We start from the raw sequence: 26,426 nt of genomic DNA on the forward strand, positions 1-26,426 counted from the left end.
TAACGGATTTAACGAAGTAAATATAGTGACTTGTTACTTTTGTGTACTGACAGTAATTACTAATTTATTGCTAAATCTAAATTAAAATTGGCTTTGATAATTATTTCTTCGCAACCGAATCAGTTAAGGGTACTGAAACCGTGATATTAGTTGAAAATGCTGGATGCTTTTCAATAAGTAAATACTGAAATATATCAATTAATCTCATGAGTTATGATAATTCGTGTAAGTTTTTGGCTGAAGAGTATCCAACAGACTTTGTACGCTGGTTACTCGGAATTGAAACAGAAGATGTTAATGTACTTAAAACGGAGCTTTTTTTAGAACCAATTCGTGCTGATTCCGTTACCTTTCTACAAACAAAAAATCGGATTTTACATATAGAATTTCAGACCGAACCTATTTCAAAACCTCCGATTCCCTTTAGGATGGGGGACTATTCCTTCAGGTTAAAACGGAAATACAAATGTCCTGTTACACAAGTAGTAATATTTTTGCAGGAAACTACCAACGAAATTGCATTTACTGAAGAATATCGTGACGAAACAACAATCCACCGCTATCGTGTAATCCGTCTATGGGAGCAGGATTCGGCATTATTTCTCAATAAACGTGGACTTTTACCCCTAGCACCTTTAACAAAAACTGATTCACCCACAGCATTACTAAACCAAGTTGCCCAAACAGTAGCTACAATTTCAGATATAAGAGAGCAGCAAAATATTACCGGGTGTTTAGGAATTTTAGCTGGTTTACGATTTGATAAAGATTTAATTCGTCAATTTTTTCGGGAGGATATTATGAGACAATCTGTAATTTATCAAGATATTGTACAAAAAGAAGCATTAAAATGGGTAAGGCTTATTATTAATAGTCGTTTTGGCGAAATTGATGCTTCATTGATGAAAAGGATTGAAAATTTGTCACCAGAACAATTAGAAGCTTTAGGTGAAGTGTTCTTCAGTTTTTCTAATATCAACGATTTACAAGCATACTTAGATAGATAAAACCGATAAAAATGTACTGAAAAACTTGCTTTCCTGATTTGAGAACGCCTGAATTCGGCTCAGAACACGGAAAGCACACCTCTATAAAAGAAATGAGTCAAATTCAAGAAAAACATACCACAGCGATGGATTTGGCGGAAGCAGGCTTTACCGCTAAACTTCAAGGTAATTTAGAACAAGCCTCACAACTTATTCGAGAAGCATTTGAGAACGAGCAAGCAGCCGCAGAATTAATTGCTCATCAATTAGATGCAGAACCGAGCCGTTCAATTTTACATCGCAGCGCAGCAACTCTTGCTGTGGATTGTGGGGAATTCAAAGCAGCAGAACGTTTAATAGCAACAGCTTTATCGGGCAATCCTCCTGAACAAATTGCTGAAGAATTAAAAGATTTGTTTATTAAAATTAATTTACGCCCATACTTAGAACGTAATGGTATAAATATTGATAATGAAAAAATTAATGCTTTAATTTTGAAGAGTAAATAATTTATAAAAACAAACATTTATGATGGCGGATGCCAATTACTCTCAATCCATAACGCTCTTGCCTCTGTTAAATAATCATTATTTAATCGCAAGGCAATTACAGTTGCTCTGCCTGTAGGAGTTATACCAGCAACATGGGTCCCACCATTCACCCAGTTAAAATGTTCTTGCCAGGATTGCTTTCTTGGATTAAACAACCCAACTAATTGACTTGTCTGTGGATCAATTGCGTGGGTTTTTGCGCCTTTAAATTCGTTACATCTATAACAAGAAGCTGCCAAATTCTCGAATTCATCTCCACCACCAGCAGCTTTAGGCAAAATATGTTCCATAAATAATGGCATTCCAATTAATCGGGAGTTGGTTTGGCAATACTCACACCTATAATTAGCCCGAGTTATAACTTCAGAACGAATTTTTTCGGAAATAGCCATGAGTTAGAGTGGCATTTCATTCAAATTTGGTATTTTGTGTCCTCGCCAGCGGAGAACTGACCAAGCATAAGCTTTTTGTAACATTAAACGGTCTGCTTTTATTCTTAATTCACTAAGTTCTTGACGTTCGCTTTTGTTTAGCTCCTCGACTGTGCTATTTTTCTCCAATAATTCTGTGTGGCGTTTTTGCTGCTCCGAGGTGATTTGACTGTTGGCGATCGCCAATAATTCCTCATCATTCCAAATTTGCATTTGTAGAAGTTCTTCTTGAATTTCTACTGGTGCATTGTCGGGTGTGGGGGGTAAGTTGCTGACGATGCTTTGAGCTACCAAAGTTTCCAAAGGTTGCTGAGTTGCTTGAGCAATACGAGCCAATTGCTGAAAAATAGCTTGTGGGAGTTCAACCGTGACTTTTTGCGTTGCCATTGGTTGTTAGATGTTGCTTGTTTTTATTACTTTTAATACTAACATTGCCAAAACTATCTGTTCTTCTTAAGAATAGTTTATCTTATTAAAAAGTGAATTATAGAAGAATAATTTAACGTAACGCGCTTTGATGGAGTTTCTACGCGGGATTAACTTTAGATAGCGCTCTATGTAAAAGCTAAAGCTATAATTAGCATATAAGATAAGCTGACAGGACGAAACCCCAGGCAATGGCAGAATTAACAATTCAAGTTTCCGATGAACTAGCTCAGCGTCTAGAACCTTTGCAAAATCGTTTACCCGAATTGCTATGGCAATTGTTAGATTTTGCAAATTTACCGACAAACATAAGTAAGACAGTTCAAACTGAGCCTACAGATATTCCTTTAGTTTATCAAGAAGTTCTTGATTTTTTAATTAAGCGCCCAACACCAGAAGAAATAATTGCTTTTAAAGTTTCACCTCAAGCTCAGTCGAGATTAGAAGAATTATTGTCAAGAAATCGCTCCGCTACACTTAATTCAATGGAATTAGCTGAACTAGATGTTTACGAACAGTTAGAACATATGATGATTTTATTAAAAGCAAGAGCTTTCAAACGCAATGAGTAAACATGACTTCTGATTATATTTCTACGAAATTACGTAAACTTGTTCAAGAAAGAGCGAATAAACGATGTGAATATTGTTTGCTTCTTCAAGATTTTTCTATTTACACACATGAGGTAGATCACATTATTGCAATCAAGCATGGCGGTGAAAGCAGTCTAGATAATTTGGCACTTTCATGTTTATCTTGTAATCGTCATAAAGGTTCTGATTTTGCCACATTAGACCAAACTACTAAAGAAATTGTTCCTTTGTTTAATCCACGTCGTCAGATATGGGATGAACATTTTTATATTAAAAATGCGAATATTGAAGGTAAAACTCAAATTGGTCAAGCAACTGCAAGACTACTTCAATTTAATCTTCCTAATCGCGTACTTCAAAGACAAGCATTGATTAATCAAGGACAGTATCCATAAATATCAAAATCAAATAATTTATTATCAATAATTCTGCTAAATTATGCTGGGCAATGCTCCGGTGCGTTTTTATATTTTGATTACAGTTTCCGAAGCGCTCTAAGTAGCAAGAAAAGTAAATTTGATAAGCAACTTATTGAAACAGCTGAATTTTATACACTAGCCAATGTTTGCATCAGCAGTTTACCTTCTTTAAACATTTTACTATTAGATAAAAGTTGATACCATTCACGTAATTGTTGCCGAACTACAGCGCAGTGTGGATGATTATCATCTAAAACATTGAGTTCCATAATTGCTGCTCGTTGAGTTGGTCCGCGTCCTAGAAGTCTGAGCCAGAGTGTTGAAATATTTTGGGGAAGTTCGCTAGTTACAACGATAGTTGTGCAAAAAGCTGGTGCGAAATGGTAAATTCCTGAAATATTCATGTCCCGACTAGCAGCAAATCCTTGGAGGTGTTGAGACGCAATTGAAGGCACAATAATAAGTAAAGTTTTGTCAATTTCTTCCCTTACATCGCTGCGCGCTTCTGAAGTCTCGACACTCGTCTCATTTGCATTCATAATGCTTTTACTGGCTTCACTTTTCCAGGTTAACCAATGGCGCAAACAATCCTCTAGCTCCAATGCATTTGGTGCCCAACGCAGAATTTCAATAATGCATGGAACTGATAAGTACTCTCCTAATAGTCCTAAAGATGTTCGAGATTTTTGGGAGTTGGGTTCAAACAGAATATCTACCAATTCCGCTTCTCCAATCACCTCTGGGCTAATCATCACCCGATTATCACCGTGAGTAATTTCCTTCAAATACTCAGTTCCCCAGTTGAATCGAGATGGGAGTTTAAAAATTCTCAAATTCGCATCTCGGGGGATTGGTTCGTTTAGGTAAACAGTTCCAAAACCATTAAGTAGAGCCAAGAGATATTGTTGAGCAAAAATAGAAAAAGCTGGACGAGACATACTGGCAGTTTTACGACTATCTATATAATTATTGATTCTTTAAGTCAATATTTCAACGTTTTTTTCGTGAATTATTTTGTGCAGATGGAAGAGAAGATAAATAGTTTTCTATTGCTTTTATATGTGCTTGAGGATTGGTATCTTTGTTTTGCATCCAATCAAGTATAAGTGAAATGTTATATCTAATCACTCTTGAATTAATCATTACCCAATAGATATCTTTTTCAAGTATTCCTTCAAGTCTATACTTTTTCAAAGTTTGGGGAGATAAGCCAGTCATTTCTGCTGCTACTTGTTTATTAACTAGCTGATAATGTTGCGCTACTATTTTCTTTGGAGCATTTTTCATGTTGATAATCTCCTTTGAAGTAAGTTTGATTGATAAAAATAAAGGCAAGACAAAAGTTGCCCTCATAAATTTGGAAAGAGAATTCACAAGCCTAAACTGGAGCTTGTCACCATAAAATAATTTGTTACCTATGGTGAGCTAAGAATACAAAAAATTGACAAAAAATCTAAATATAAAGTCTTTACGACCGGCAAATACTTCTCGCTCATTAACTAATTCCTTCAGTGTATTTGGCGCGATTCATGAAGGAACATTTTTGGAGATTTTGAACTTAAAAAGCGAACTTTGGGGCTAAATCCAACACATTGAACTATTTATACATATTTATCCATATTTTGACAATTTTTCATCCTAAAAAGAATTAATAGCTAATATCAAGCTGTATAATATTTTTCTGAAGTGATTTAATTAGATACTTATTATTTATACAAAGCATATAGTGAAAAAAGTTTTTCCAAATATAGGTTAGAGAGAATATAGCTATTGATAATTTGAATAAATATTATGTATAAAAATATTGTTATTCCCTAAGTACTGAATTTTCATAAATTTGCAACTTTATAAATAGCCAAGCTAGCAAAATAACCATTTTTAGAAATTTTACAATCAATTTTCGAGAATTTTATTAGTTCTGATTATTAAGGAAATACAGCTATCATTCTTAAGTGGTAGGTTGTTTTTTCAAAGATTTTCGTTTAGCTTTAGAAAAGTATTTGTATACTCGAAGATAATTAGCTGTGCGTTCTCTCTTTCTACCGAAGTTCGCTGTATAAAAATATGAGCGGTAGTAACATCATTGATTTCAAGTGATTTTTATCTTTGTAAATGTCACGTAATTAAGTGCTTATGGTTGGTTTGAAGTACTTAAAAATAAGCACTTGATTATTAGAAAACGGTATTCATCTTCAGGTTAATATGACAATTTATAAGCATCACCAAGCGTATCCTGAGTTATAAAACACTTCAAACTCACCTCTATTTTCAAACGAATTAATTTGCACCTTTCTTGTTCTAATGACGGAGAAAGTAAAGTCATGATACCCAAACCCATAAGAGACAAGCGAGGTAAAGTAATGGGAGAATTTTATCCTTTACAAAAACATGAGTTGATTGCTTTGCGTAAAGCTAAGTTAATTAACAACACAGCTTTCGTTCATTTAGCGCTTAGATATGAGAATCCATTTTGCGATCGCGCTCTTACAATTATCCCCAAAGAGTTTGCGAAACGGTGGTTTCTTCCAGAAAGTAGTGTCTATGAAGCTATTGGCAAACTCAAAGGAAGTAAGGCAATTCATATAAACTCAGGAAGATTTACTATCGAATGGGTCGATTCTCAACAACAAGAGGATTCTGACAATCCAGAAAATTTCTGGGAATCCAGAAAAAATTCTGAGAATTCAGAAAATAATCTGGAATCTCAGAAAAAATTACGGAATCCCAGAAAAAATTCTGGAAACCCAGAAAATCGAACTCCGAAATGCGCTCCAGATAAAGATGACAGCACCCCTCAGACTATTCAGACTTATTCAAACTTTATTCAAACTCTCTCAGATAATGAGCGAGCGAATTTTTTAGAATATTGTCAAGATAAGACGAAGAATCTTAGCCAAGAAATAAATGACCTAGAAGCATGGTTGGCACATAAAAATAAAGCTGGACAGAACAGATGGGAAGTTTATTATCAGAATTTTCTAGATAGTACATCTAACAAGTCCACTAAAGTTGAGTACCAAAAGGCAGTTGAAGAATGGCAAGAAGAATTAAGAACTAAACAGAAACTTGCCGAAAACCTTATTCAGCAATAACCGTAGGAGCAATTATGATAGACAAACTACCACCAACGAATCTTGAAGCAGAAGAAGCAATACTCGGAGGAATTCTACTTGACCCCTTAGCTATAAGTCGGGTGTGTGATTATTTAGTACCTGATGCTTTTTATATTTCTTCACACAATGAAATCTATCAAGCCTTACTAAGACTGCATCATAACGGGAAGCCTACAGATTTGCTTACAGTTATAGACTGGCTAAAAGACCGTGACTTACTCATGAAAATTGGCGGCAGGAATAAACTGGTATCGCTAATTGAACGCACGGTATCTGCCGTAAACATAGATGCACTTGCAGAACTGGTAATGCAAAAATACATTCGACGTAGGTTGATTAGCGTAAGTTATGAAATAAATGAACTAGCTCACCAAACACAGATAGATTTACCTGAAATTATTGAAGCTTCACAGCAAAAGCTGTATCAAGTATCCAACGAGCAATTTCACACAAATACCGAACATAATAGCGCCATAGCATATTATGCATATACGGACTTAGAATCAAACAAACCAATTTACCCAACAGGATTAAAAGAACTTGATAAATTAATTATTGGGTTTGAACCAGGTACATTAAACATTGTTGCTGGTCGCCCATCAATGGGAAAGTCAATGATTGCAATGAATTTGGCTTTGGGAACGATACAGAATTACAACTTGCCAGTAGTTATCTTCTCCCTAGAAATGTCAAAAATACAGCTTGAATATCGACTATGGAGTACGATTAGTGTTCATAAAGAATACGAATCATTATTAACAAAACCTATACGGGGTGATAGAGTTCGTCGTCATCGTTCTGGCTTCAATCCCCTATCTGACAAAGAATTCGCAAGTATTGCGAAAATTGCTAGCGTTTCAGGTGATTTACCACTTTACATTAATGACAGTCGAGGAATTACAGTTGCAGGAATTACTTCAGAATGTCGTCAGATTCAGGCTAGAGAAGGAAGCTTAGGGTTAGTAATTGTTGATTATTTACAAATGATGGCTCCCGATACCCAAGGAAATCGTAGCTACGAACTTGGTGATGTTGCACGAGGATTATACAAAATGGCAAGTGAGTTAGATGTGCCAGTTTTAGCGCTGTCGCAGATTTCGAGGGGAGTAGAAGGAAGGAATAATAAACGTCCAATAATGAGTGACCTAAGCCAATCAGGAGTTTTGGAAATGGTCGCAGACAACGTTATTCTTCTTTATCGAGATGAGTATTATCATCGGGAAACAGTTGATAAAGGCATTTTAGAATTAATCGTTGCTAAAGCGCGACATGGTGAAACGGGAAGCGCAGTCCTTCTAATGGATACAGCTTATTCTATTGTCAGGAATATAAAACAATAATTACAGCGCGAAGTCAAATAGATAAAGGTGCTAGGGGAAATTCATCACCATTTATTCCCCTAGCACCTAATTTTTTTGATGTATGAAAGTAAAAATTATCAACATATAAAATTCAATTATTTTCTAAGTGTACCACGGAAGTTAAATTGTAATTTATAATCTCAAAATTACACATTAATACGCTGATTAAAGAAAGAATATATACACAATAAAGATTTTTTAGTTATCTATACACAAAATAGAAGTTATTAATTAGACCAAAAAATATATTATTTTCATAAATAAAAATACGAGTAACATCTCTAACAATCGGATGATGAAATTACGATAGAGGTCGAGTTATCAAGTAAATAGAAAACGATGTAATTCTATATTTTCTATGCTTTATAAAGCGTCTAAATTTTCTGAATCGCGCCAAGGAGACTATTGTTCCAAACATTTAATTAGTGCATCTACTTTAATGCGAACTGGCTTATTTGTGGCATTGCTAGACTGCTATGTCTATCCGAGTTTAGTCAGCTTTATCACGTCAGCATTTTTGATATCTGGAGTAGTTGTAATTAATTGGCGACAACATTTAGATGCCTTATTTAAAGTCATTACAAAGTTTTCTAAAAAATATAAAATAACTTCTTCTGCACTAATAGTTTTAGGCACATTTTTACTGTTAGACGCTCTCTCAACTCCGGTGCAAGCGCAGTTTTTCCAAAATGCAGAAACCTGGATGAGCGGTCAGTTTGCAGGTGCGGATGAAGCAATTGTTTTATCGTTCAATGTACTCAGAGGCTTGTTCATCCTTTATCTAGGAATCTCTTTGGTAAAGGTGATTCAGGCCGCCAGAAATGATGAAGATTGGCAAAATTTAGCGAGAACACCAATGATTATTTTGATTGCAGTAACAGTAGGGGATATTTTAACCAACTTAATTATTGGAGGAGGAGGTGGAGGTGCTGGAGGATAAAGAGGCAAGGGAGCAGGGGGCAGGGAGCAAGGGGGAAAAGAAATATTTTTTATCTGTGTTCTTCGCCCTCCTGCGGCATCTAATAAAAGTCTGCTTTCATCTTCTTTTTCTCCCTGCTCCCTGCACCCTGCCCCCTGCCCCCTGCCTAACGGGCATTAGATTTTAAAGGAGAATAGATAAGACATGGGGGATAAAAAGTATCGTAAAGTAAATGCGACTTTAGGGAAACAACCATCAATCGGACCGTTTCCCGCAGATCAATTAATTCCTTGGGCAATTATTAGTGGTATTTCCTATTATCTTGCTCACGGTTTATTGAGATTAAATTGGGTTTGGACTTGTGCAATAGCAGCTTGGGGAATTGCAACGTGGTGGATTCTTACTGCCAATGGCGCTTGGCGGATTTTATCAAAGTTTGTTGCGACTCCAAATTGGACAAGAGTCCGTTGTTTGTACAAACCAGTTATGAACCCTAAACAAGCAAAAAATAGTAAGTTCCACAGGTGAATTTCAAATCAAAAATTGGTAAACGAATTGTTGACAATGGAGAAAGTAAACTTCGTCTAACACCTTTAGAAGATTCTTTTGCACTAGTTACCATGTTGCAAATAAATCTACAAGGAAAATCAATTGGGGCTTATGTTTTACGCAAAGGAGTTGACAATTATTTAATTCAATTTGGTTTTGAATGTACGGGTGTTCATTCCACTTTGCGGACAGAACAAATAGACCCGGTTTTCAATGCAATTGAATCAGGATTAAAAGATTTACCACCTGGGGAACGTTTAACTATTCGTCTGAGTTCTTTTACTGACGACACCACCAGACAGCAGCAGCTAAAAAATTTAAGTGAAACCTCACCAAACAAAGAACTACAATTTCTCTTAATGGGAGAGCGATGCAGAACACAACAGTTAACACAAAAAGGAGTACGAAAACCTAAAAAACTACGTCTCTACTGCACCTACACTGTAGAAACTTCTAGCACGGGTACAACCGATGCAATAGAGAAAATCCTTTCCAAGTTAGAACGTTCTTGGAAATCTTTTGCCGGAGAAATCAACGAACTTCAATTCATCGCCATCGAACGGTTAATCCACACATCATTTACTGACGGATTCCAATTATGGGAACAGTTGATATCAAACAAAATGGGGCTAGATATCCGCCCTTTGGACGCAAATCAACTTTGGTCTGAACTTTGGCAGCGATTTAACAACACACCATCACGTCGAATACCACAACTTTTAATTTATGACGAAAACGGACTCCGAGAAGAAATTTATTCGGATATAGCTCCAACATCTTTACTCATGGAGTCTTCTTCCTCAATTCCCATCGCTGATAAACGTTGGGTGCATCTCAAAGATAAATATATTGCGGCTCTAACGTTTGCGGATAAACCCGGTGGTTGGGTTGATAAACAACAACAACTTCGTTATTTATGGGAGGTTTTATCAAGGGAGCGAGTTTACGATACCGAGATATATTGTCAGCTGATGCGGGCTAATGAAACACTTGTTAAAACCAATATGCAGCGCTTAACTAAACAATCAAATACGTCCGCTGCACTAGCTCAAGACAAAAATTCGGTTGATGTAAAGTCTTTACTCAACATCAAAAAGTCGATAGCTGCCCAAGAGGAGCTTTATGAAGGTTCTGTTCCAATTCACGTAGCAACGATATTTTTGGTATATCGTCAAACTCGCGAACAGTTAGATGAAGCTTGTCGTTACTTACAATCTTGCTTTCTACGTCCGGCTTGGGTTGTAAGAGAAACGGAATACCCCTGGCGAATCTGGTTACAAACTTTGCCTATTGTTTGGGAACGCTTAATGACCGCACCTTTTAATCGAAGGTTAGTTTATTTGAGTGGTGAAGTACCAGGATTAGTACCATTAGTAAAAACCAAAACTGGAGATGGTAACGGGTTTAGCTTGTTAGCAGAAGAAGGAGGAACACCCGTTGAACTAGACTTATATACCCAACACAAAAATTTAGGACTATTTGCTACAACCCGTGCTGGGAAAAGTGTTTTGGCTTCTGGAATTCTAACTCAAGCACTAGCACATGGAATGCCAGTTGTAGCAATGGATTATCCTAAACCAGACGGAACCAGCACCTTTACAGATTACACTCAGTTCATGGAGAAGGATGGAGCGTATTTTGACATTGGTAAAGAATCAAGTAATTTGTTTGAGTTACCAAACTTACGTTCCCTTCCCCAGAAGTTGCAGCAAGAGCGTTTTGAAGACTATAAAGATTTCCTCGCTACCGCAATTATGGCAATGGTTATTGGTAGTGGCGGAAATACACAAACTAAACAACAAGTTGATGCAGTACGTTCAATAATTGCTTTAGCTTTGAGAGCATTTTTTGGAGATGATTTAATTCGCGACCGTTACGCTGCTGCTTATACCAATGGGTTTGGTTCGGATGAATGGTTTGCAATGCCTACATTGCATGACTTTCTAAGTTTTTGCTCTCACGAACGTTTGCAGCTTGAAGATAATAGTGGTGATAGTAAAGCAGCCCTAGAAACAATAAAGCTGCGTCTGCGATTCTGGCTTTCATCAAGAGTTGGACAAGCTTTAGCGAAACCTTCAACCTTCCGTAGCGATGCTCGACTTTTAATTTTTGCATTACGAAACCTATCAAATGATGAAGATGCTGCTGTTTTAAGCTTAAGTGCTTATAGTGCAGCATTGCGTAGAGCTTTGGCTGCACCAGCGAGCATCTTCTTTATTGATGAAAGTCCGATTTTGTTTGAATACGATTCAATTGCAGCTTTGGTTGGTCGATTATGTGCGAATGGTGCAAAGGCAGGGATTAGAGTAATTTTATCGGCTCAAGACCCGGATACGATTGCACAATCTCCATCTGGAGCAAAGATATTTCAAAATTTAACTACTCGGTTAATTGGGCGAATTCAACCCACTGCTGTTGATAGTTTTACAACGATTTTGAAATATCCTCAAGAGATTATTTCTCGTAATGCCACAGAAAGTTTTTTTCCGAAAAAGGAGGATTTGTACTCGCAATGGTTGCTTGATGATAATGGGATATTTACTTTTTGTCGTTATTATCCAGCACCTATTTTATTAGCTGTAGTAGGTAATAATCCAAAAGAACAAGAACAGAGAACATTTTATCTATCAAAGTATTCCTCAAAATTTGTTGCAATAACTGAGCTTTCTAAGCAATTGATTTAAACTCAATATTTACATCATGATAATAGTATGAAAAAAAATAATAAATTGACCATAAGCTTAATTGGAATTAGCACAATATCATTAATTAGTATTAACCGAGCCTATGCTTTAGAAATAAAAAATCCCTTGGTAACAGTAATTGAGCAATTGCAAGAACAAACTGGTTCTGTGAATAAATATATTTCCTCAACCATCTCCCGAAAATTAGATAATCTATCAGAATCTTTAGAGGGAGATTTACAAGCAGTAGTACAAGAAGCTGCTGGTGTTTTAGGCTTACCGGATGCATCTAAAGTTAGACAGGAAATTGAGGAGATAGCATCTGATAGCAACAATGCTGTAAATAGTGTTGACAGAGCAAGCAATGAACTAGACCGCCAAATAACTCGTGCTTCAGGTTTTACTTTGACTAAAGAGGGGCAAGAAAATATGAAAGCAGAAGTTGAAAAAACCCAAACCTCAATTGAGACAGTTTCCATATTTTCTGATGCTGCTCAAAATGATGTAGTAACCCAGAATGTGATGAAACGTATTGCTCAACAGAACACTCAAATCTCAGGAATTTTAGGTGAAATGCGAAGTGATGGGTTGAAATCTAAACAATCTCAGGATTTAGCAAATCTCAATTTGACTAATATATCCCGGTCTGTAGATGGGCAAAATCAGGCAAGACAAAAAGAAGTTGTTGGTCAGGGTTTTAGTAACTTAAGAACTGCATCTCAAGCTAGATTGTTTTAATTAAAAATATTTCCTTCCTCCCGTATGTTCTACTCAGTATTGAAGTACGGGCTAATCCTTTCTCAAGCCCAGCCACAAAATCTTAACCCTGGACAAGCTGCTTCCACAATTACGGAAGATGGAATTGCTGCGAGCGAAGCTGTTGCACAGTCAATTGATAATCTTTGGGATGATGTTTTGGGTGGAGGACTTTATAGTGCGATCGCCAACTTAGGAATATTTTTCGCTGTTGGAACATTATTGATTTTCATAGTCCAATGGACAAAGGAAATGATTGACGGTGATAGTTCCAAAGGATTTACCGAATTAATCTGGACAATCGTTGTCATAGTCCTACTTGCAAACAACGGTCAACAATTAATAGCTGTAACTAAAGGTTTAAGAGGAATCATCAACCAAACGAATCAAACCCTGTTAGTTTCCACCTCTGCTTCTATCCAACTCCAAGAAGCTTATCAACAAGTAATGCTCAAAACTGGTAAAACAGATGCAATTGAGTCGCTGATTAATCAATGCAATACCATTGCTGACCCAACGCAACAAACCGAATGTTTACAAAATGCAGCCCGACAAGCAAAAGAAATTGAAGCAGAAGCCGAGCAAGATAATCGTCCTTCTTGGCTCCAAAATGCTAGTGATTTTTTCAATACAAATATTTTTCAGTTAACAGTTCGTGGTTGGCTTCTCGCACTTGCAGCTGCTTTTCAATGGATAATCGAGATTTGTATGCTACTAACTGCATTATTAGGACCGCTAGCTGTTGGAGGTTCATTACTTCCCGTTGGTCAAAAAGCTATTTTTGCATGGTTAACGGGTTTCTTCTCGGTAGGAATGATAAAAATTTGTTTCAATATTATTTCCGGTTTGGTTGCCACGATGGTGCTAAATGCTGACAATAATGACCCAATGATTTTTGCATTTGCAATTGGTATTCTTGCCCCAATTTTATCTATAGCTTTAGCAGCAGGTGGTGGATTAGCAGTTTTTAGAAGTTTTTCGAGTATTGCTAGTTTTGGTCTTTCTACTTTTGTAACAAGAATTGTTAGTAAATAAAATTCAGATGACTAACTTAGATAACAACCATTATTCAGAATCAACTGATAATAAAAGATTAAAGTTTTTAAATCGTGCATCCAAAAAATTCTCTACTGGCGATACTTTAGCATTGTTTGCTGTTGGGACTTTTGGATTACATTTAATCACATTTTTTCTACTTATATTACTCTATGGTTCCTATGCCCAATTGAATAAAAAACCACCTCCTTCATTGGTTCAATTAGAAACAGGTAAAGGAATTAAAGTTACACCGTTAGGAAATAGTGAAAGAACTCCCCAAGTAATATCTCGCTTTGTTTCCGATACCATGACCTTGATGATGAATTGGTCTGGAACACTACCACCTACAACTGTTGAAGAAAACGCAAAACCAATCAAGGACAAAGGTATAGATATTAGAGAGCGAGGATTAAGGGGCAGCAAAATTACTTCAGGAGCATGGCAAGCGTCTTATGCATTATCAGAAGATTTTCGTCAAGAGTTTCTAAAAAAGCTTGCGTCAATGACACCTCAAGGAGTTTTTAAAGGTACTACTCAAGTTGTTTTAATACCGCTATCAATTCAATCCCCTATCAAAATTAGTGAAGGTAAATGGAAAGTAAAACTTATTGCTAATTTAAATGTTTTTGACCAAAGTAATACTACCGGAGAAGTTATTCCATTTAATAAAGAGATATTTGTGAGAGCAGTAGTTGCTCCAGAAGCTCCTGTTAATACAAGCGAATTAGCTGCTGTTATTTATCAAGTGCGTGCTAGTGGATTAGAAATTTATGCAATTCGTGATTTACAAGCGGAGAATTTATAATGAATGAGCAACCATATCAAGATAATGGAATAGATAAAAATGAAAATGATAGTGATTGGAATGAAGTAAGCTTTGGTAAATTACTTGGTTTTAAAGATGAGAATCAACCACTAAACGAAGAGGAAAAACATGAAATTAAAGATAGTAATTCCGAAGAAGTAAACAATCAAGCAGATGCTACAAATCCGATTGCAACACATGAATTATTCGACTCTCCACATGAGGGGAAAACTCAACCGAATTTTTATAGCAACCCTTTCGCTAAATTTGGTGCAGTCGGTTTGGTAATGTTGGTGGTGTTTGGTTCTGCTGCAACAGTTTTAAACAGTATTATGTCGGGTAGTCTTAAAACTGCACCCCCTACACAATATTTATCACAATCCAAACCTAAAGTAGAAATCGCTGATGATTCTAACGAAAGAGAAATGGGAAAGTTAAAAGCAGAATTAGCACTATCAACTCAAGCTGAAAAAATCAAATCAGTGGAGCGTGCTAAAAGTCCTAAAACGGCTGTAAGTAAACCAAAACCTGAAGTTAAACCTACTTTGAAACCTTCTATAAAAACCAACATTAGACCAACTCCAGCAAGAGAATATTCTACACCTGTAACAAATCAAATAGTTTCAAGACCGCCACGACCGACACGAGTTCCATATATACCTCGTCCGAAACCACAACCATTACCTGTAAGTTATAGTCTCCCTAGAGTTCCACAAATACCCAAATTTCAACAAAAAGCAAATAGAATTAGCAAACCAACTGCACCCAAACTTGAAGAAAAAATTGACCCGATGGAAGAATGGACTAAAATTAGTCGTCTGGGAAGTTATGGTTCAAGCGTAATTAATGCAAATTCTGATAAGCAAGCTTCCGAAAGTACGATTGATAACACCATACAAGAACAACCAAAACAAATAATCCCCTCTGCAACTTTAGTAAAAACAGCGGATTATACAACTCAAACATCAAACAACAATGAACTAGAACCTCTTCATACCGAAGAAACTGCAATTATTGGATATGAAAACAATTATCAATTGCAGGTGGGGGAATCTGTTGATGGAAAGTTGTTAACCCCTTTAATTTGGAGTAAACATCAAAGCAAAAATTCTTTTCAACAATCTAAAAATAAGTCAAAAAGTGAAAATTTTGTAATCGAACTGGAACAACCATTAAATACACGAGACGGTTTTGCTGTTTTACCAAAAGGTTCTCAAGTAGTAGCTCAAATTAATAACGTTAATCAAGGGGGACTAATTGAACTTCAAGCAACTCAAGTTGTGATTGATGGTAAAGAATATATTCTGCCTGAAAATGCGATCGCCATTCGTGGTGATGGAGGAAAACCTTTAGTAGCATCTCGCTTCAACAGTAAGAAAGGAGAAATTGCGCGACGAGATGCACAAACTTTTGCTGTAGGTTCTTTAGCGAAAGTAGGTAAAGTTCTTAACCAGCCAAAGGAACAACAAATATCAACGAGCAGCGGGTTTGGTGGTACTAATTCTTTCTCTTCTATAAGAAGAGGTCGAGAAAATATTTTAGGAGCGGTTTTAGAGGGAGGATTTGAACCGCTAACTCAACAAATTCTCAAACGTAATCAGCAAGCACTACAAGAACTACAAAGACAAGGAGATATTTGGTATGTCAAAGCTGGTACTGAGGTACAAGTCTTTGTAAATGAATCTTTTCAATTTTAACTAGGGCAGCCCAAGATGATTATTTTGCAGTGGAAAACGACAATTGCTTGCTGTATATTATTACCTCTTACGAATTTATCGCCAGTAATTGCAAGTGAAATAAAACAGAGCGTGAAACAAATCCCACAAGGAATTGCTACTGGTCACAATTCCCAAAATATACCCAAAGTTGAATTATCGCCTGGTTATGGAGTAAATATTTCATTTATTAAAAGCGAAGAAATAGTAGAAAAAGTATGGTTAGATAATCCTACATTCGCATCACTTGACGTGGATGGCTGTTTATCAACAGAGGGGAAAGAATGTGAAAAAGAAGGGGCAACGGTAATACATTTAAGACGAATTAAGCCGTTGAAAGTAAAACAATTACCATTATCTAATACCAGCTTATTAACCGTTATTGCAAAAGGTAAATCGGGAAGAAAGGTATATTTATTTAAAGTGGCAATGAGAGATAAAACTCCTAATTTCCATACTTTAGAAATCATACCTGATATCAAAATATCTTCCGAAACAACTCAATTCTCTAACATTAAAAATAATGAAGAATTGCAGCTTCTAAGTAGAGGGTTAAAACTTGTTAGTAAAAGAGGCTTGATTCATAGAGAATCCCGTTTGTGGTCAAGAATAGCGAACTTTTTAGTCAAGGTAGAAATGGGAGAATCTGTAGATAACGCCGCTCGTAAAAGTGGGATTTCAATGCGGTTAGTTAATCGGTTAATTGAACTCGGAAGTCTAAGAAGCAGGGGGCAGCGAAAAGTGCGGTCTTGGGGTCTCCCCAAGTGGAGCAACTTTTCAAGACAGGGAGCAGGGGGAAGTAATTAAAGCAAAATATTAAACCCAACAACGAAAAACTAATATTATGAAATTATTCAAAAAACATTCAATCGGAACTTGTGGATTAAGTTTATCACTTTTGATTTGTGGTGCTGTTATTATTATATCGCAACAGAAATCTATATCAAACCCTCCATCCGCACAAGCAGAAATTCCTACAGTCAATTGGCAAAATACTCGTTTACCAGATTGGAATCAAATTACATTTTCTAAAATGCCAGCCATCACTGAATCTGGTTCATTTCAAGCACCTGGAAATGTTTCTCAGAAGTTAGGATATGACCCTTCTCGTAGTTGGGATGCGGGACAAAAGCCTGATTCATTTACAATGCTGGGTGATTTTCAGGACTCTTTTAAGCTCGGGGAATTTTCACTTTTAGATATTTCTCAAATTGCTGGCTCTGATATCCAAGAAATTGACTTATCCCGTTTTGGTGTAGTCAAATTTCAAACAATAGAAAGTTTGGTTAAAGCAATGCCTGATTTAAAAGAATGGAAGATAAGGGATGTAAAACCAATATACGATTTACTATCACAGAATTTATCAACATCATTTAGTTCATATCAAACTATCAGTAACTTACTTGAAAAATCTCCCCATTTGGGTAAATTAAGCTTTGAATCTTTGGACTTAGCATCTTACAATATCGATTCAATTCCAGGATTATCAACAACTCCAATTGCTAGCTTTGATAAATGGCAAGGTGTCTATATTGATGAGGTACCCGGATTAAGCGATGTTCCATTTTCCCAATTCCCTAATCCTGCTAACCCCGTGGGTATGCAAGTTGGAATAGTAGATGTTGCGTTTGCAACTGACGAACAAAAGAGAAATAGAACTATCTCAGGTAGTAATAAAGAAGGATTTGCAGTTCCTTGTGATAAAGACTGCGCTCATATAGAACTATCTGGTTCTCAAGCTGTTCACGGAAAAGCTTGGGTTAGTGGTAAATACCAGTTTGTTAAAGGTGGAAGAGGAATTTTAGGTTCGGTAAATGGGGGAAGGGAGCCTACTGGTAGAAATTTATTCGGTGATGCTTTTAAAGTAGCCGTTTGGGATGTGTCGGAAGTTGATGGAAAAGTCTCTCAATCTCTATTCTTTCGGGTTTGTATGAGAAATAATTTTGTGGACTTGGGATGTACACCATATTTTATTGGTCCGGTTCCATTCATGACTTATAGAGAAAAAGAACCCATATTTCTCGGTAAGATTGATTCAAATAAAAACTCTGTGTCAGTTCCTACAGGCTTAAAGAGTAGTGGATTTACTTTTGATAATTCTCCAATTATTTCTTCAAATAAGGATAATAATATATCTGAGTTAATACCTGTTGCAAAAGGAGATTGCAGAAATGTTCATTCATCGGGCGCTAATCTCGATGCTTTAAGTTCTGCGTTGTCAGATGTAGAAAATAGGGAAGAGACACAGAATTTATCATTAACCCAACAGCAAACTTTAATAGAATCAGAAACTAGTAATTTACTATCAATTACATCGCAGCAAACTGACCCAAGTACAGGTAAACCTTTTAGTGGAGATAGATTAATTGAGCGTGCAAGTCAAATGTATTTCGCTGGTGTGAATATTCCGATTGACTCTCAAGTAAGTGATGTTAGTAAGGGAATTACAGTTACAGAATATGGGGAAAAAACTAGTGGTAAATACAAGCAAAAATTGGAATCAATGAATTGTTTATCAGAATAATTATGCAATCAAATATTTGTAATTTGTATAAAACACGACTCAGCAAAAGTCAAGCAATTATTCTAATTATATGCATAATTATCATGACTTTAACTGTATCAACTTTATATCAAAGTTTATTTAAAAATCATTCAATCACCACTTGGAAAAATGCAGATGAAGTTGTACCAAAACTTATTCTAAAAAAGGTTGTTACTAAACAATCAACTCGTTATCTTGATATTTCCTTAATAAAGGTTATGCAAATTCCATCCCAAAGTGCTGGTAACTTATATATTTTTGATTATGGTTCACCTCAACTTTGTGGCGCTGCTGGGTGCTTATATTCAGTTTATAACGATTCAGGTAAAACACTTTTGGAATTTATTGCTAATCCACAACTTCCAAAAGCACAAGAACTAGTCAAGGTTTTTAAAACTGCTAACCAAGGGTTTCCTTGTTTGACTATTACCCAAAGTATCAATACTGACAAATTATTGTCCCAAACCAAATTTTGTTATCAACAAGGTAAATACATCCGCTTAAATAAAAACTTTATTACCAAAACTAAAAATGAATAATAATTTTTATACGGTACAACAACCATCTATAACACTACAAAATTCCCAGATTGATAAATTAGTTGATTTAATGAAATCACAATCTGGTTTAATACTGTTAGGATGTTTTGCTAGTATTGGTATTTTCAAATTAATTTCTGGAAGTAATTATAAAGGTAAAGTTGCTACCAGTTACTGGGGTGGTAGCCGAGAAAAATCCCAAGCAGCCAAGAAAGCAAGGAAACAGATAGCTAAACCGATTCGTAATTCTGTGGGATTGTACGTTGGAACTCCCCCGTACATTAGAACTGCTTTACAAAAACAATGGTACTCTCGCGGTTTAATCAAAACCAAACCAACAATTACTCAACAACTTCTTTCTTCTAATTCAACTCTTTATGTACCAGATGCTCAAAGAGGAATAGCCGTAATTGGCGCAGCTGGTTCTGGTAAAACTTTCTCGGTAATAGACCCGTTAATTCGTAGTGCTTTTGATCAAGGTTTTCCCATGCTGCTCTACGATTTTAAATTCCCTGCACAAACCAAACGAGCTGTAGCTTATGCAATGAAACGGGGTTATTCAGTGAGAATATTTGCACCGGGGTTTGGTGAGAGTGAAACTTGTAATCCGTTGGATTTACTCAGAGATGAAGAAGATGCAATCGCAGCCGGACAACTTACACAAGTAATCTCTCGTAATTTTGACAGAGGTGCAAATGCTAGTAGTGATAAATTCTTTGAGGAAGCTGGAGATTCTTTGGTTGAAGGGATTTTACTTGTTACTAAAGCTATTAAAACTCTGACTGGCGAAGATAAATACTGTGATTTGATGATGGCTCAAGCGATTTTATCTTTACCAAATCTTGCTGCTAGACTCGAAGCAGCATCAAAAGAAAAACTAAAAGTCTGGACTTCCCGACCATTATCGCAGTTAATCAGCGTCAAAGATTCAGAAAAAACAGCTGCATCAATTATCGGTACAGCACAAAGGATGTTCCAACGCTTTCTCAAAAGGGATTTTGTGGGTGCATTCTGCGGTCAAACAACCCTTCCTTTGGATCTAGATGGAAAACAGTTGATTGTTTTTGGATTGGATAGAAACAACAGAGACATTGTTAGTCCACTGCTTGCTGCAATTCTTCACATGATTGTAACCCGCAACATAACCCGCACTATTCCCCGTAGTGACCCTTTGATTGTTGCTTTAGATGAGCTACCGACATTCTATTTACCAGCACTTGTTAATTGGCTAAACGAGGGACGTGAAGATGGTTTCGTCGGTATTTTAGGTTATCAAAATATTGCTCAACTAGAGAAAGTTTACGGGAAAGAATTATCACGAGCAATATTAGGAGGTACTGCAACTAAGTTTATTTTTAATCCCCAAGACCCTGAATCTGCAAAGATATTCAGCGACTACTTGGGAGAAATGGAAATTAGATTTAATTCCAAATCTCAGAGTACTGGTAAAGGAGGTGGTTCTCGCAGCAGAAACGAGCATCATCAAAAGCGACATTTATTAGAACCCGCACAGTTCGCCAAAATGGGTACGGGGAGAGCAGTAATTATCAATCCAGCTTATAGTCGTGGTACGGAAGCATACGTTCCTCTATTACACAAAATAAAGGTTCCCCTCTACGATATTGAAGAAATGAATTGGTCGGAAAGTAAATGGGATTTTGTACGGGAACGATTGGTTGGAAATAATAAAGTTAGTGTTAGCGATGAAGAACGTTCTGCACAGTTTTTAGAGCGTAAAGCATTAGCAGAAAAATTATTTCCATTACCTGACGAAGGGGAAGAGTTCGCTTCACCAGAAGAATTAAACAATATTTTTTAGAGTTAAACAATATGGTAAAGAAAATAATTAATTATAGTTCAAAAGCTTCTGCTGTTTTATCACAATACCCTAAATGGTTAGAAATGGTCATTGAAGCACAAGATAAACCAGTTTTAGATAAAAATTATTGTCCTCATGTAATTGAAATATTTGACCAGCATGGTCTGTTGGCTGGAAAAATCAACGGATTGTCCGCTTATGAATGTACTAGAGATATTCAACAAAAAAGTGATTTTAATGCTTGGCTGCTTGATGGACAATTAGCCGTATTTTATGTAGGCTCAAAATTAATCATTAATCGTTTGGAAGCTGTAGCTGTAGTTAACAAAGGAGAGTAAATGAAATGCCAAATATATTTACTGTCAACGAAAGTGACGCAACAGCAATGCAGCAGCGTTACGAACAATTAATTGAAGTATTATTAAAAGCTGTATTAGATGTAGAACAAAATTCAGACAAACAAGGATTGAAAATATTTGATGGGGATAAAATAGTTTATGGACACGATGAAAATCAATTTCGTGATGAAGTATCTGGTTTCTCAGGGGAACTATTAAATCCTGAATTAATTGCACAACTTCAAGAATTACGTTCTTCTTCAATTGGGGAAGTTGTAGATGGTGCTGCTAACAAGAGAATTGAATTAGATGGGAAAGTTCTCTTACAATCTGATTCGGAAGGTAAGGTAATCGTTAACAATTTTTTGGAGCAAGAAGCTTTTACGGATAAAATACCCAAAAATTTAGAATATTGGGAAAATCTAGGTAATATTAATCAAATTAATCAACCAGAATTATCGCCTCTTGAGCCGAATTATACAAACTCACATCCCGTTTCGGGTTCAACACGAGTAACTGAATCGTTACAGTTATTAGAAGATAGTCCTTTGAAAACATTATTAAGCTCAGAAGTTGAGCAATTAAAAGCAGAAGTAAAAGCACTACAACAAGAACGTAATTTATATCAGGAATTAATAGAACAAAGATTGAAGCAACCTCAAAATACTTCTTGGTGGCAGCAAATAGTTAACAATGCATCAACAGTTATTTCAAGTGTCACTTCTGCTGTAAAGATAGGAATAAATGAATTTAAAGAAAATTCAAAACAACATAAATTTGCAGCATCAATCAAAAACTTATTTCAATTACAAACTCAACCAGGAGAAAATCAGTATCAAGCGGGTGATTATCAAATATCTCGCAATGGTTCACACTATGAAGTAAAAGATTCGGCTACAGATAAACTTGTAATGCAGTTTTGGGACACTAATTTAGGAGTAAAAGTAGAAAAAAGCGATTTAGTAAATGTTGATATTCAAGATATCAATTCCTTACAAAAATCACTACAAAAAAATGAACCAATTCCTGCATCTTTTGCTCCAGTAGGGAAGCAAGAAGCTGAATATTTCGCTCGTGTTGAGAGAGTTACGAATGTGCTTGTAGAATATGCTGCTGTACAGCAACGAGATGTAGAAATTGATGGACGATTTTCTTATAAATGGAAAGCTAGTCCTGATGGTAATGTACAAATTGAAGCGAAAGATGGACGCGGTAGTTTACTTGAAAAAACTGGTGGACAGTTAACAAGTAATATGAGCGAACGCGATTTGAATTATTTTGAACAAATTCTACCCAAGTTGCAACCAAGAAGTCAAAGACAGGTAATTGCATCTCAAACTCATCGAGTTGCAAATAACGAATTAGAAAGATAGTTATATTATATGAAATTGTCTCAATTGAATTTATTCCTAGATTCTGGTATTCCAATTGTTAGTGTTAATGCTCCTTTACCAGAAAGAATTAATGTTTTGGAGGAGATTTATATTGAATGCGCTCAAATGCGAAATATCCCCCTTTATGTATGGAATGCTGGGTGGGGATGCTTTAAGCAAACAAAATATGATTCTGATTCCCAACTAAACTTTGCTAATCCACAGTACAAACATAATAATATTTTTATTAACCTTGATTACTTATTAAATGGAGAATCGCCAGGTATTTTCGTCTTTGAAAATTTATCATCTCTAATAGAAATTAATTATCTTAAAATAATCTCTCAGTTAATCAACATCTATTTTCAGCTTAAAAATTGCAATAAATTAAAAAGAATAATCATTCTCTCAACTGATGATGTAGAATTACCAGAAGCTTTAAGCAATTTAATTCCTAGTATTTCTTATACGCTACCTAATCATGAAGAAATTACTAATTTGATAGAAGAATTTTTATGTAACTTCTTTGAAAAACTAAACAAACAAGCGCTAGTCAGTGCTTGCGCTGGTTTAACAAGAGAGGAAATACGTGATGGGTTAAAGATTGCACTGAATTCCTGTTCTCAATTGAGTTATGATATTTTCGTTCAACAACTGCTTGAATATAAAAGAAATCGCTTTCGCTCTTTTAATCTAAACTTTGTTGCTAAACCCAATATTCCTGATTTTGGAGGTTTGGATTTACTCAAGAAGTACGTAAAAAATGTCAAATACGATTTTTTACCTCAAGCACGAACAGCGAAAATTCCACTTCCTAAAGGGTGTTTGTTAGTGGGACCACCAGGAACGGGAAAAACTTTATCAGCTAATGTCATAGCTAAAATCTTAGGATTTCCTCTAATTAGTGTAGATACTGCTCTTGTGATTACCGATGGTGCGATTTACCTCAAACGTTTATTGGAGCGGGTAGAAGCTTGCGCTCCTGTGGTGATGTATTTTGATGAATTTGATAAACTTTTTGCTGCATCTAAATCTACGGGTGAAGATAGCAGTTCTCGACAAATTTTAGGTACTTTATTAACTTGGTTGCAGGATAAAACAAGTGCAGTATTTGTAGTTGCAACTCTTAACCGTCTTGATGCATTACCACCGGAATTGACAAGGGTAGGAAGATTTGATGAAATATTTTATGTCGGATTTCCTCAAGCAATTGAGCGAAAAGAAATTTTGATCATGCATCTTGCGAGGTTTGATAACCGTTATAAAAATGGTGACGTGCTTACAGAGAAAGAATGGCGAATTGTTCTTAATAAAACTGTTAACTGCACGGGTGCTGAATTATCGCAAATCGTTCAAAAAGCTGCTCGTGCTAAGTTTCATCTAGGTGAAAAGATGGAGATTGGATTACATGAATTGTTAGAGCAGCGAGAAATCATGGTGCCTTTGTACGTTAGAGATACGGATAGGATATTGGCGATCGCCAATCGTGCGAAATTTATTACTCAACCTGCATCAAGTCCCGATACGTCGGTTTTTGCTCCTGCGATTACTAGCTTTTGGGGAGACGTTTCTTCTTAAATGAAACGCATTCTTACAAAATTTCATCAACCGAAACCGTTCCACCTTCTCGAAAGTCAATGCCCAGGTGATAATCTTGAAGTAAGGCAGTTCCAACAAGTGGACGACGACCCATTGCCAGAACTGTCACATCACGCTTTATCCCATTCCATAAAATAGTCGCCAAAAAAACGTCAGTTGAAACGTTTGAGTTATTAGCAAGGTTGGCATTTATCTGTGTAAGATAGGTCAAGCCAAGTTTAGCTATCGCAGCAGGTGGTAAGGTTAAAAAGCCCTCAAATCCAGTATCTACAACGAACTGAATTTCTATGTTTGGTATTTCTACAAGACATAGAACGACGCTTATTTGAGCTTGAAGCCCAACTACGGTTCCGTTTATCATTCTGTCATCCTAAACAATGTACCACCAACTGCATAAACCGCATTAAAGCCGATTCTTTCTGACCAGAGCGCTGCATCAGGTTGTTTGCTTCGTAATTTTAAGCTCGTTACAATTAAATCATCGCCTATTTCATATTCGCCCGTTTCAATATTAATCGAGATAATTTTGCCGATATTTTCTGGTGTCTCTACTTGAGGGCGAATGTTCGAGTCGTAGAGTTCTTTCCCACGTTGGGTAATTTCTTCATCACTAAGGTTGGGTTTAGACATACAGGCAATAAACTCTCTTCAAACTGCGTATACTTCTATCTTGATTTTAAACTAGAAGTTAAAATTAGCTACATTACTCTTTTTCAAGTTTAGTTATGCAGTTACATTTTAACTTTTGGAGAGAATCAATAAATATTGTGGATAATTGGAATATTTTAGTAGAGAATACAGATGATAGTTTTACGGTAGCGACTGTCCTATGGGTTTAATTCTAGAGTTTCCTGACAGTTCGCCTGTAGTACTTACTGGAATCGCAGAATTAAATGATGAGAACCATGACGAAGATTAAGGACGGCAAACAACAAGCGAGAGAGTGAAAATGGCATGGTTATGCGTTTTATGAAATAACTTAAAAGTTGATTGTTTGTGATAGCTTCTTAGCAACCTACTTTTTATTCGTTTGCTTCAGAAATAGCCTTCTCAATCCGTAGATAAATACCAATGTTCGCACAAGTCTTTAAAAGCGCAGTAGCTAATCTATTTCCTCTGTTCGCAAAATGTTCCCATACGGACAACCAATCTTGAATTGACAGCGCATATATACTTATAAATCCATCTTTCTCCATCACTCGACATTCCGTAATATCCTTTGAAAGCTTCAAGTTAGATAAAATCCTCGCCTTCTTCGGTGAGTAATTAACTAACCAATTCGAGTCGTGTTGAACGCACCTCAAACCTTCTTGATATTCAATACGATATTCCCCAGATTGCAAAAGCAAAACTTGTATATTCATATTCACCTCCAATTCAACAGATATTTTTCTAGCTACTTCTACCCAATAATTACCAGTGAAAAAGCAAGGATTTGGCGTACTATGAGATATAGGTTCAAATCTACATAATGCTTTAATCAAGGAATGCCATTTACGACGAGAAAATAATAAAGGATGTTTATCCAAATCGCCATTTTTCAACAGTGTAGATAAGTAAATTGCTGCCACAGACAAGGGATAAACTTGAACTTTAATACCATTATCAATTTGTACAGCTAAAGTCTCCAAGTTTTGTGACTCAATAAACGAGCGGACAATCTTTTTAGGTTGACCTACTAATAGTGCCATCTGCCGGTCACTCATGAATAAAGCACCATTTGGTAGTTGATAAGCTTTCCAACATAGGTCGTAATAGCGCCAACAGGAAATTGATACTCTTGGCAATTGTGCATCATAATTTTGATGAGGTTTTGGGTCGATGTTTATGTTATCTTTTTGGTTCATAACTACCAACAACTCTGATA

The 26,426-nt window shown here is 36.1% G+C and carries 27 protein-coding genes; 20 read left to right on the forward strand and 7 right to left on the reverse strand.

The features are described 5' to 3' along the window. The first annotated feature begins 206 nt into the window (after positions 1 to 206). Positions 207 to 1,007 (forward strand): DUF4351 domain-containing protein, encoded by an 801-nt coding sequence (locus tag RIV7116_RS08280; protein ID WP_015117836.1) that lies wholly within the window; start codon positions 207 to 209, stop codon positions 1,005 to 1,007. A gap of 92 nt (positions 1,008 to 1,099) precedes the next feature. Further along, positions 1,100 to 1,495, forward strand: a complete 396-nt coding sequence (locus RIV7116_RS08285) for a hypothetical protein (protein WP_015117837.1) — start codon at positions 1,100 to 1,102, stop codon at positions 1,493 to 1,495. Positions 1,496 to 1,512: 17 nt separating this feature from the next. Here RIV7116_RS08285 and RIV7116_RS08290 read toward each other — a convergent pair whose 3' ends face one another. Both RIV7116_RS08290 and RIV7116_RS08295 read right to left on the reverse strand, forming a co-directional pair. Beyond that, on the reverse strand, positions 1,513 to 1,929 hold the full coding sequence (locus RIV7116_RS08290; protein WP_015117838.1) for an HNH endonuclease: 417 nt from the start codon (positions 1,927 to 1,929) through the stop codon (positions 1,513 to 1,515). 3 nt (positions 1,930 to 1,932) lie between these two features. Further along, positions 1,933 to 2,355: a hypothetical protein gene (locus RIV7116_RS08295; RefSeq protein WP_015117839.1), complete on the reverse strand. Its 423-nt coding sequence runs from the start codon at positions 2,353 to 2,355 to the stop codon at positions 1,933 to 1,935. A gap of 230 nt (positions 2,356 to 2,585) precedes the next feature. Between RIV7116_RS08295 and RIV7116_RS08300 the strand changes: the two genes are divergently transcribed. Then, positions 2,586 to 2,966, forward strand: coding sequence for a hypothetical protein (locus RIV7116_RS08300; protein ID WP_015117840.1), 381 nt, complete (start codon positions 2,586 to 2,588; stop codon positions 2,964 to 2,966). A gap of 2 nt (positions 2,967 to 2,968) precedes the next feature. Continuing rightward, on the forward strand, positions 2,969 to 3,382 hold the full coding sequence (locus RIV7116_RS08305; protein ID WP_015117841.1) for an HNH endonuclease: 414 nt from the start codon (positions 2,969 to 2,971) through the stop codon (positions 3,380 to 3,382). Positions 3,383 to 3,534: 152 nt separating this feature from the next. Here the strand turns inward: RIV7116_RS08305 and RIV7116_RS08310 are convergent, their stop codons facing one another. Together RIV7116_RS08310 and RIV7116_RS08315 are read right to left on the reverse strand one after the other, a co-directional pair. Then, positions 3,535 to 4,344: a hypothetical protein gene (locus tag RIV7116_RS08310; RefSeq protein WP_015117842.1), complete on the reverse strand. Its 810-nt coding sequence runs from the start codon at positions 4,342 to 4,344 to the stop codon at positions 3,535 to 3,537. Positions 4,345 to 4,396: 52 nt separating this feature from the next. Beyond that, positions 4,397 to 4,693 (reverse strand): AlpA family transcriptional regulator, encoded by a 297-nt coding sequence (locus RIV7116_RS08315; RefSeq protein WP_015117843.1) that lies wholly within the window; start codon positions 4,691 to 4,693, stop codon positions 4,397 to 4,399. 1,034 nt (positions 4,694 to 5,727) lie between these two features. Between RIV7116_RS08315 and RIV7116_RS08320 the strand changes: the two genes are divergently transcribed. The 16 genes from RIV7116_RS08320 to RIV7116_RS08395 all read left to right on the forward strand — a co-directional run bounded on the left by RIV7116_RS08320 (position 5,728) and on the right by RIV7116_RS08395 (position 24,538). After that, positions 5,728 to 6,498: a hypothetical protein gene (locus tag RIV7116_RS08320; protein WP_157229263.1), complete on the forward strand. Its 771-nt coding sequence runs from the start codon at positions 5,728 to 5,730 to the stop codon at positions 6,496 to 6,498. 14 nt (positions 6,499 to 6,512) lie between these two features. Continuing rightward, the gene (gene dnaB, locus RIV7116_RS08325) at positions 6,513 to 7,859 is read left to right on the forward strand and encodes a replicative DNA helicase (RefSeq protein ID WP_015117846.1); all 1,347 of its coding nucleotides are present in this window, start codon (positions 6,513 to 6,515) and stop codon (positions 7,857 to 7,859) included. A gap of 379 nt (positions 7,860 to 8,238) precedes the next feature. Next, complete coding sequence (locus tag RIV7116_RS08330; protein ID WP_015117847.1) at positions 8,239 to 8,820, forward strand: hypothetical protein; 582 nt, start codon at positions 8,239 to 8,241, stop codon at positions 8,818 to 8,820. A gap of 183 nt (positions 8,821 to 9,003) precedes the next feature. Further along, a complete protein-coding gene (locus tag RIV7116_RS08335; protein WP_015117848.1) occupies positions 9,004 to 9,327 on the forward strand; it encodes a hypothetical protein in 324 nt (107 codons plus the stop codon). Continuing rightward, positions 9,324 to 12,032 carry a hypothetical protein gene (locus RIV7116_RS08340; protein ID WP_015117849.1) on the forward strand — a complete coding sequence of 903 codons (2,709 nt, stop codon included), beginning with the start codon at positions 9,324 to 9,326 and terminating at the stop codon, positions 12,030 to 12,032. The genes RIV7116_RS08335 and RIV7116_RS08340 overlap by 4 nt, the downstream gene beginning before the upstream one ends. Positions 12,033 to 12,059: 27 nt before the next feature. Further along, positions 12,060 to 12,770 (forward strand): hypothetical protein, encoded by a 711-nt coding sequence (locus tag RIV7116_RS08345; RefSeq protein ID WP_015117850.1) that lies wholly within the window; start codon positions 12,060 to 12,062, stop codon positions 12,768 to 12,770. 24 nt (positions 12,771 to 12,794) lie between these two features. Then, on the forward strand, positions 12,795 to 13,823 hold the full coding sequence (locus tag RIV7116_RS08350) for a hypothetical protein (RefSeq protein ID WP_015117851.1): 1,029 nt from the start codon (positions 12,795 to 12,797) through the stop codon (positions 13,821 to 13,823). A gap of 7 nt (positions 13,824 to 13,830) precedes the next feature. Beyond that, positions 13,831 to 14,631 carry a hypothetical protein gene (locus RIV7116_RS08355; RefSeq protein ID WP_015117852.1) on the forward strand — a complete coding sequence of 267 codons (801 nt, stop codon included), beginning with the start codon at positions 13,831 to 13,833 and terminating at the stop codon, positions 14,629 to 14,631. Then, positions 14,631 to 16,328, forward strand: a complete 1,698-nt coding sequence (locus tag RIV7116_RS08360) for a TrbI/VirB10 family protein (protein ID WP_015117853.1) — start codon at positions 14,631 to 14,633, stop codon at positions 16,326 to 16,328. The genes RIV7116_RS08355 and RIV7116_RS08360 overlap by 1 nt, the downstream gene beginning before the upstream one ends. A 15-nt stretch (positions 16,329 to 16,343) precedes the next feature. Continuing rightward, entirely contained in the window at positions 16,344 to 17,153 is an 810-nt protein-coding gene (locus RIV7116_RS08365) for a hypothetical protein (RefSeq protein WP_015117854.1), read from the forward strand. Between the two features lie 37 nt (positions 17,154 to 17,190). Then, the gene (locus RIV7116_RS08370; RefSeq protein WP_015117855.1) at positions 17,191 to 18,870 is read left to right on the forward strand and encodes a hypothetical protein; all 1,680 of its coding nucleotides are present in this window, start codon (positions 17,191 to 17,193) and stop codon (positions 18,868 to 18,870) included. Between the two features lie 2 nt (positions 18,871 to 18,872). After that, positions 18,873 to 19,430, forward strand: a complete 558-nt coding sequence (locus RIV7116_RS08375; protein WP_015117856.1) for a hypothetical protein — start codon at positions 18,873 to 18,875, stop codon at positions 19,428 to 19,430. Beyond that, complete coding sequence (locus tag RIV7116_RS08380) at positions 19,423 to 21,249, forward strand: type IV secretory system conjugative DNA transfer family protein (RefSeq protein WP_015117857.1); 1,827 nt, start codon at positions 19,423 to 19,425, stop codon at positions 21,247 to 21,249. Before RIV7116_RS08375 ends, RIV7116_RS08380 begins: the two co-directional genes overlap by 8 nt. 11 nt (positions 21,250 to 21,260) lie before the next feature. Next, entirely contained in the window at positions 21,261 to 21,587 is a 327-nt protein-coding gene (locus tag RIV7116_RS08385) for a hypothetical protein (RefSeq protein ID WP_015117858.1), read from the forward strand. Between the two features lie 5 nt (positions 21,588 to 21,592). Then, entirely contained in the window at positions 21,593 to 22,960 is a 1,368-nt protein-coding gene (locus RIV7116_RS08390) for a hypothetical protein (protein ID WP_015117859.1), read from the forward strand. 9 nt (positions 22,961 to 22,969) lie between these two features. Beyond that, positions 22,970 to 24,538, forward strand: a complete 1,569-nt coding sequence (locus RIV7116_RS08395; RefSeq protein WP_015117860.1) for an AAA family ATPase — start codon at positions 22,970 to 22,972, stop codon at positions 24,536 to 24,538. A gap of 13 nt (positions 24,539 to 24,551) precedes the next feature. Here RIV7116_RS08395 and RIV7116_RS08400 read toward each other — a convergent pair whose 3' ends face one another. The 3 genes from RIV7116_RS08400 to RIV7116_RS08410 form a co-directional block, all read right to left on the reverse strand. Further along, positions 24,552 to 24,920, reverse strand: coding sequence for a clan AA aspartic protease (locus RIV7116_RS08400; protein ID WP_015117861.1), 369 nt, complete (start codon positions 24,918 to 24,920; stop codon positions 24,552 to 24,554). Continuing rightward, on the reverse strand, positions 24,917 to 25,189 hold the full coding sequence (locus RIV7116_RS08405; protein WP_015117862.1) for a hypothetical protein: 273 nt from the start codon (positions 25,187 to 25,189) through the stop codon (positions 24,917 to 24,919). Before RIV7116_RS08405 ends, RIV7116_RS08400 begins: the two co-directional genes overlap by 4 nt. A gap of 392 nt (positions 25,190 to 25,581) precedes the next feature. Continuing rightward, the gene (locus tag RIV7116_RS08410; RefSeq protein WP_015117865.1) at positions 25,582 to 26,406 is read right to left on the reverse strand and encodes a hypothetical protein; all 825 of its coding nucleotides are present in this window, start codon (positions 26,404 to 26,406) and stop codon (positions 25,582 to 25,584) included. Positions 26,407 to 26,426 lie beyond the last annotated feature (20 nt).

This window comes from Rivularia sp. PCC 7116 (assembly GCF_000316665.1).
In the GTDB taxonomy this organism is placed as follows: domain Bacteria; phylum Cyanobacteriota; class Cyanobacteriia; order Cyanobacteriales; family Nostocaceae; genus Rivularia.

Bases quoted from the DNA above. Each gene is read 5' to 3' on its own strand.
- RIV7116_RS08280 (WP_015117836.1), top strand. From the start codon at position 207: ATGAGTTATGATAATTCGTGTAAGTTTTTGGCTGAAGAGTATCCAACA.
- RIV7116_RS08285 (WP_015117837.1), top strand. From the start codon at position 1,100: ATGAGTCAAATTCAAGAAAAACATACCACAGCGATGGATTTGGCGGAA.
- RIV7116_RS08290 (WP_015117838.1), bottom strand. From the start codon at position 1,929: ATGGCTATTTCCGAAAAAATTCGTTCTGAAGTTATAACTCGGGCTAAT.
- RIV7116_RS08295 (WP_015117839.1), bottom strand. From the start codon at position 2,355: ATGGCAACGCAAAAAGTCACGGTTGAACTCCCACAAGCTATTTTTCAG.
- RIV7116_RS08300 (WP_015117840.1), top strand. From the start codon at position 2,586: ATGGCAGAATTAACAATTCAAGTTTCCGATGAACTAGCTCAGCGTCTA.
- RIV7116_RS08305 (WP_015117841.1), top strand. From the start codon at position 2,969: ATGACTTCTGATTATATTTCTACGAAATTACGTAAACTTGTTCAAGAA.
- RIV7116_RS08310 (WP_015117842.1), bottom strand. From the start codon at position 4,344: ATGTCTCGTCCAGCTTTTTCTATTTTTGCTCAACAATATCTCTTGGCT.
- RIV7116_RS08315 (WP_015117843.1), bottom strand. From the start codon at position 4,693: ATGAAAAATGCTCCAAAGAAAATAGTAGCGCAACATTATCAGCTAGTT.
- RIV7116_RS08320 (WP_157229263.1), top strand. From the start codon at position 5,728: ATGATACCCAAACCCATAAGAGACAAGCGAGGTAAAGTAATGGGAGAA.
- dnaB (WP_015117846.1), top strand. From the start codon at position 6,513: ATGATAGACAAACTACCACCAACGAATCTTGAAGCAGAAGAAGCAATA.
- RIV7116_RS08330 (WP_015117847.1), top strand. From the start codon at position 8,239: ATGCTTTATAAAGCGTCTAAATTTTCTGAATCGCGCCAAGGAGACTAT.
- RIV7116_RS08335 (WP_015117848.1), top strand. From the start codon at position 9,004: ATGGGGGATAAAAAGTATCGTAAAGTAAATGCGACTTTAGGGAAACAA.
- RIV7116_RS08345 (WP_015117850.1), top strand. From the start codon at position 12,060: ATGAAAAAAAATAATAAATTGACCATAAGCTTAATTGGAATTAGCACA.
- RIV7116_RS08350 (WP_015117851.1), top strand. From the start codon at position 12,795: ATGTTCTACTCAGTATTGAAGTACGGGCTAATCCTTTCTCAAGCCCAG.
- RIV7116_RS08355 (WP_015117852.1), top strand. From the start codon at position 13,831: ATGACTAACTTAGATAACAACCATTATTCAGAATCAACTGATAATAAA.
- RIV7116_RS08360 (WP_015117853.1), top strand. From the start codon at position 14,631: ATGAATGAGCAACCATATCAAGATAATGGAATAGATAAAAATGAAAAT.
- RIV7116_RS08365 (WP_015117854.1), top strand. From the start codon at position 16,344: ATGATTATTTTGCAGTGGAAAACGACAATTGCTTGCTGTATATTATTA.
- RIV7116_RS08370 (WP_015117855.1), top strand. From the start codon at position 17,191: ATGAAATTATTCAAAAAACATTCAATCGGAACTTGTGGATTAAGTTTA.
- RIV7116_RS08375 (WP_015117856.1), top strand. From the start codon at position 18,873: ATGCAATCAAATATTTGTAATTTGTATAAAACACGACTCAGCAAAAGT.
- RIV7116_RS08380 (WP_015117857.1), top strand. From the start codon at position 19,423: ATGAATAATAATTTTTATACGGTACAACAACCATCTATAACACTACAA.
- RIV7116_RS08385 (WP_015117858.1), top strand. From the start codon at position 21,261: ATGGTAAAGAAAATAATTAATTATAGTTCAAAAGCTTCTGCTGTTTTA.
- RIV7116_RS08390 (WP_015117859.1), top strand. From the start codon at position 21,593: ATGCCAAATATATTTACTGTCAACGAAAGTGACGCAACAGCAATGCAG.
- RIV7116_RS08395 (WP_015117860.1), top strand. From the start codon at position 22,970: ATGAAATTGTCTCAATTGAATTTATTCCTAGATTCTGGTATTCCAATT.
- RIV7116_RS08400 (WP_015117861.1), bottom strand. From the start codon at position 24,920: ATGATAAACGGAACCGTAGTTGGGCTTCAAGCTCAAATAAGCGTCGTT.
- RIV7116_RS08405 (WP_015117862.1), bottom strand. From the start codon at position 25,189: ATGTCTAAACCCAACCTTAGTGATGAAGAAATTACCCAACGTGGGAAA.
- RIV7116_RS08410 (WP_015117865.1), bottom strand. From the start codon at position 26,406: ATGAACCAAAAAGATAACATAAACATCGACCCAAAACCTCATCAAAAT.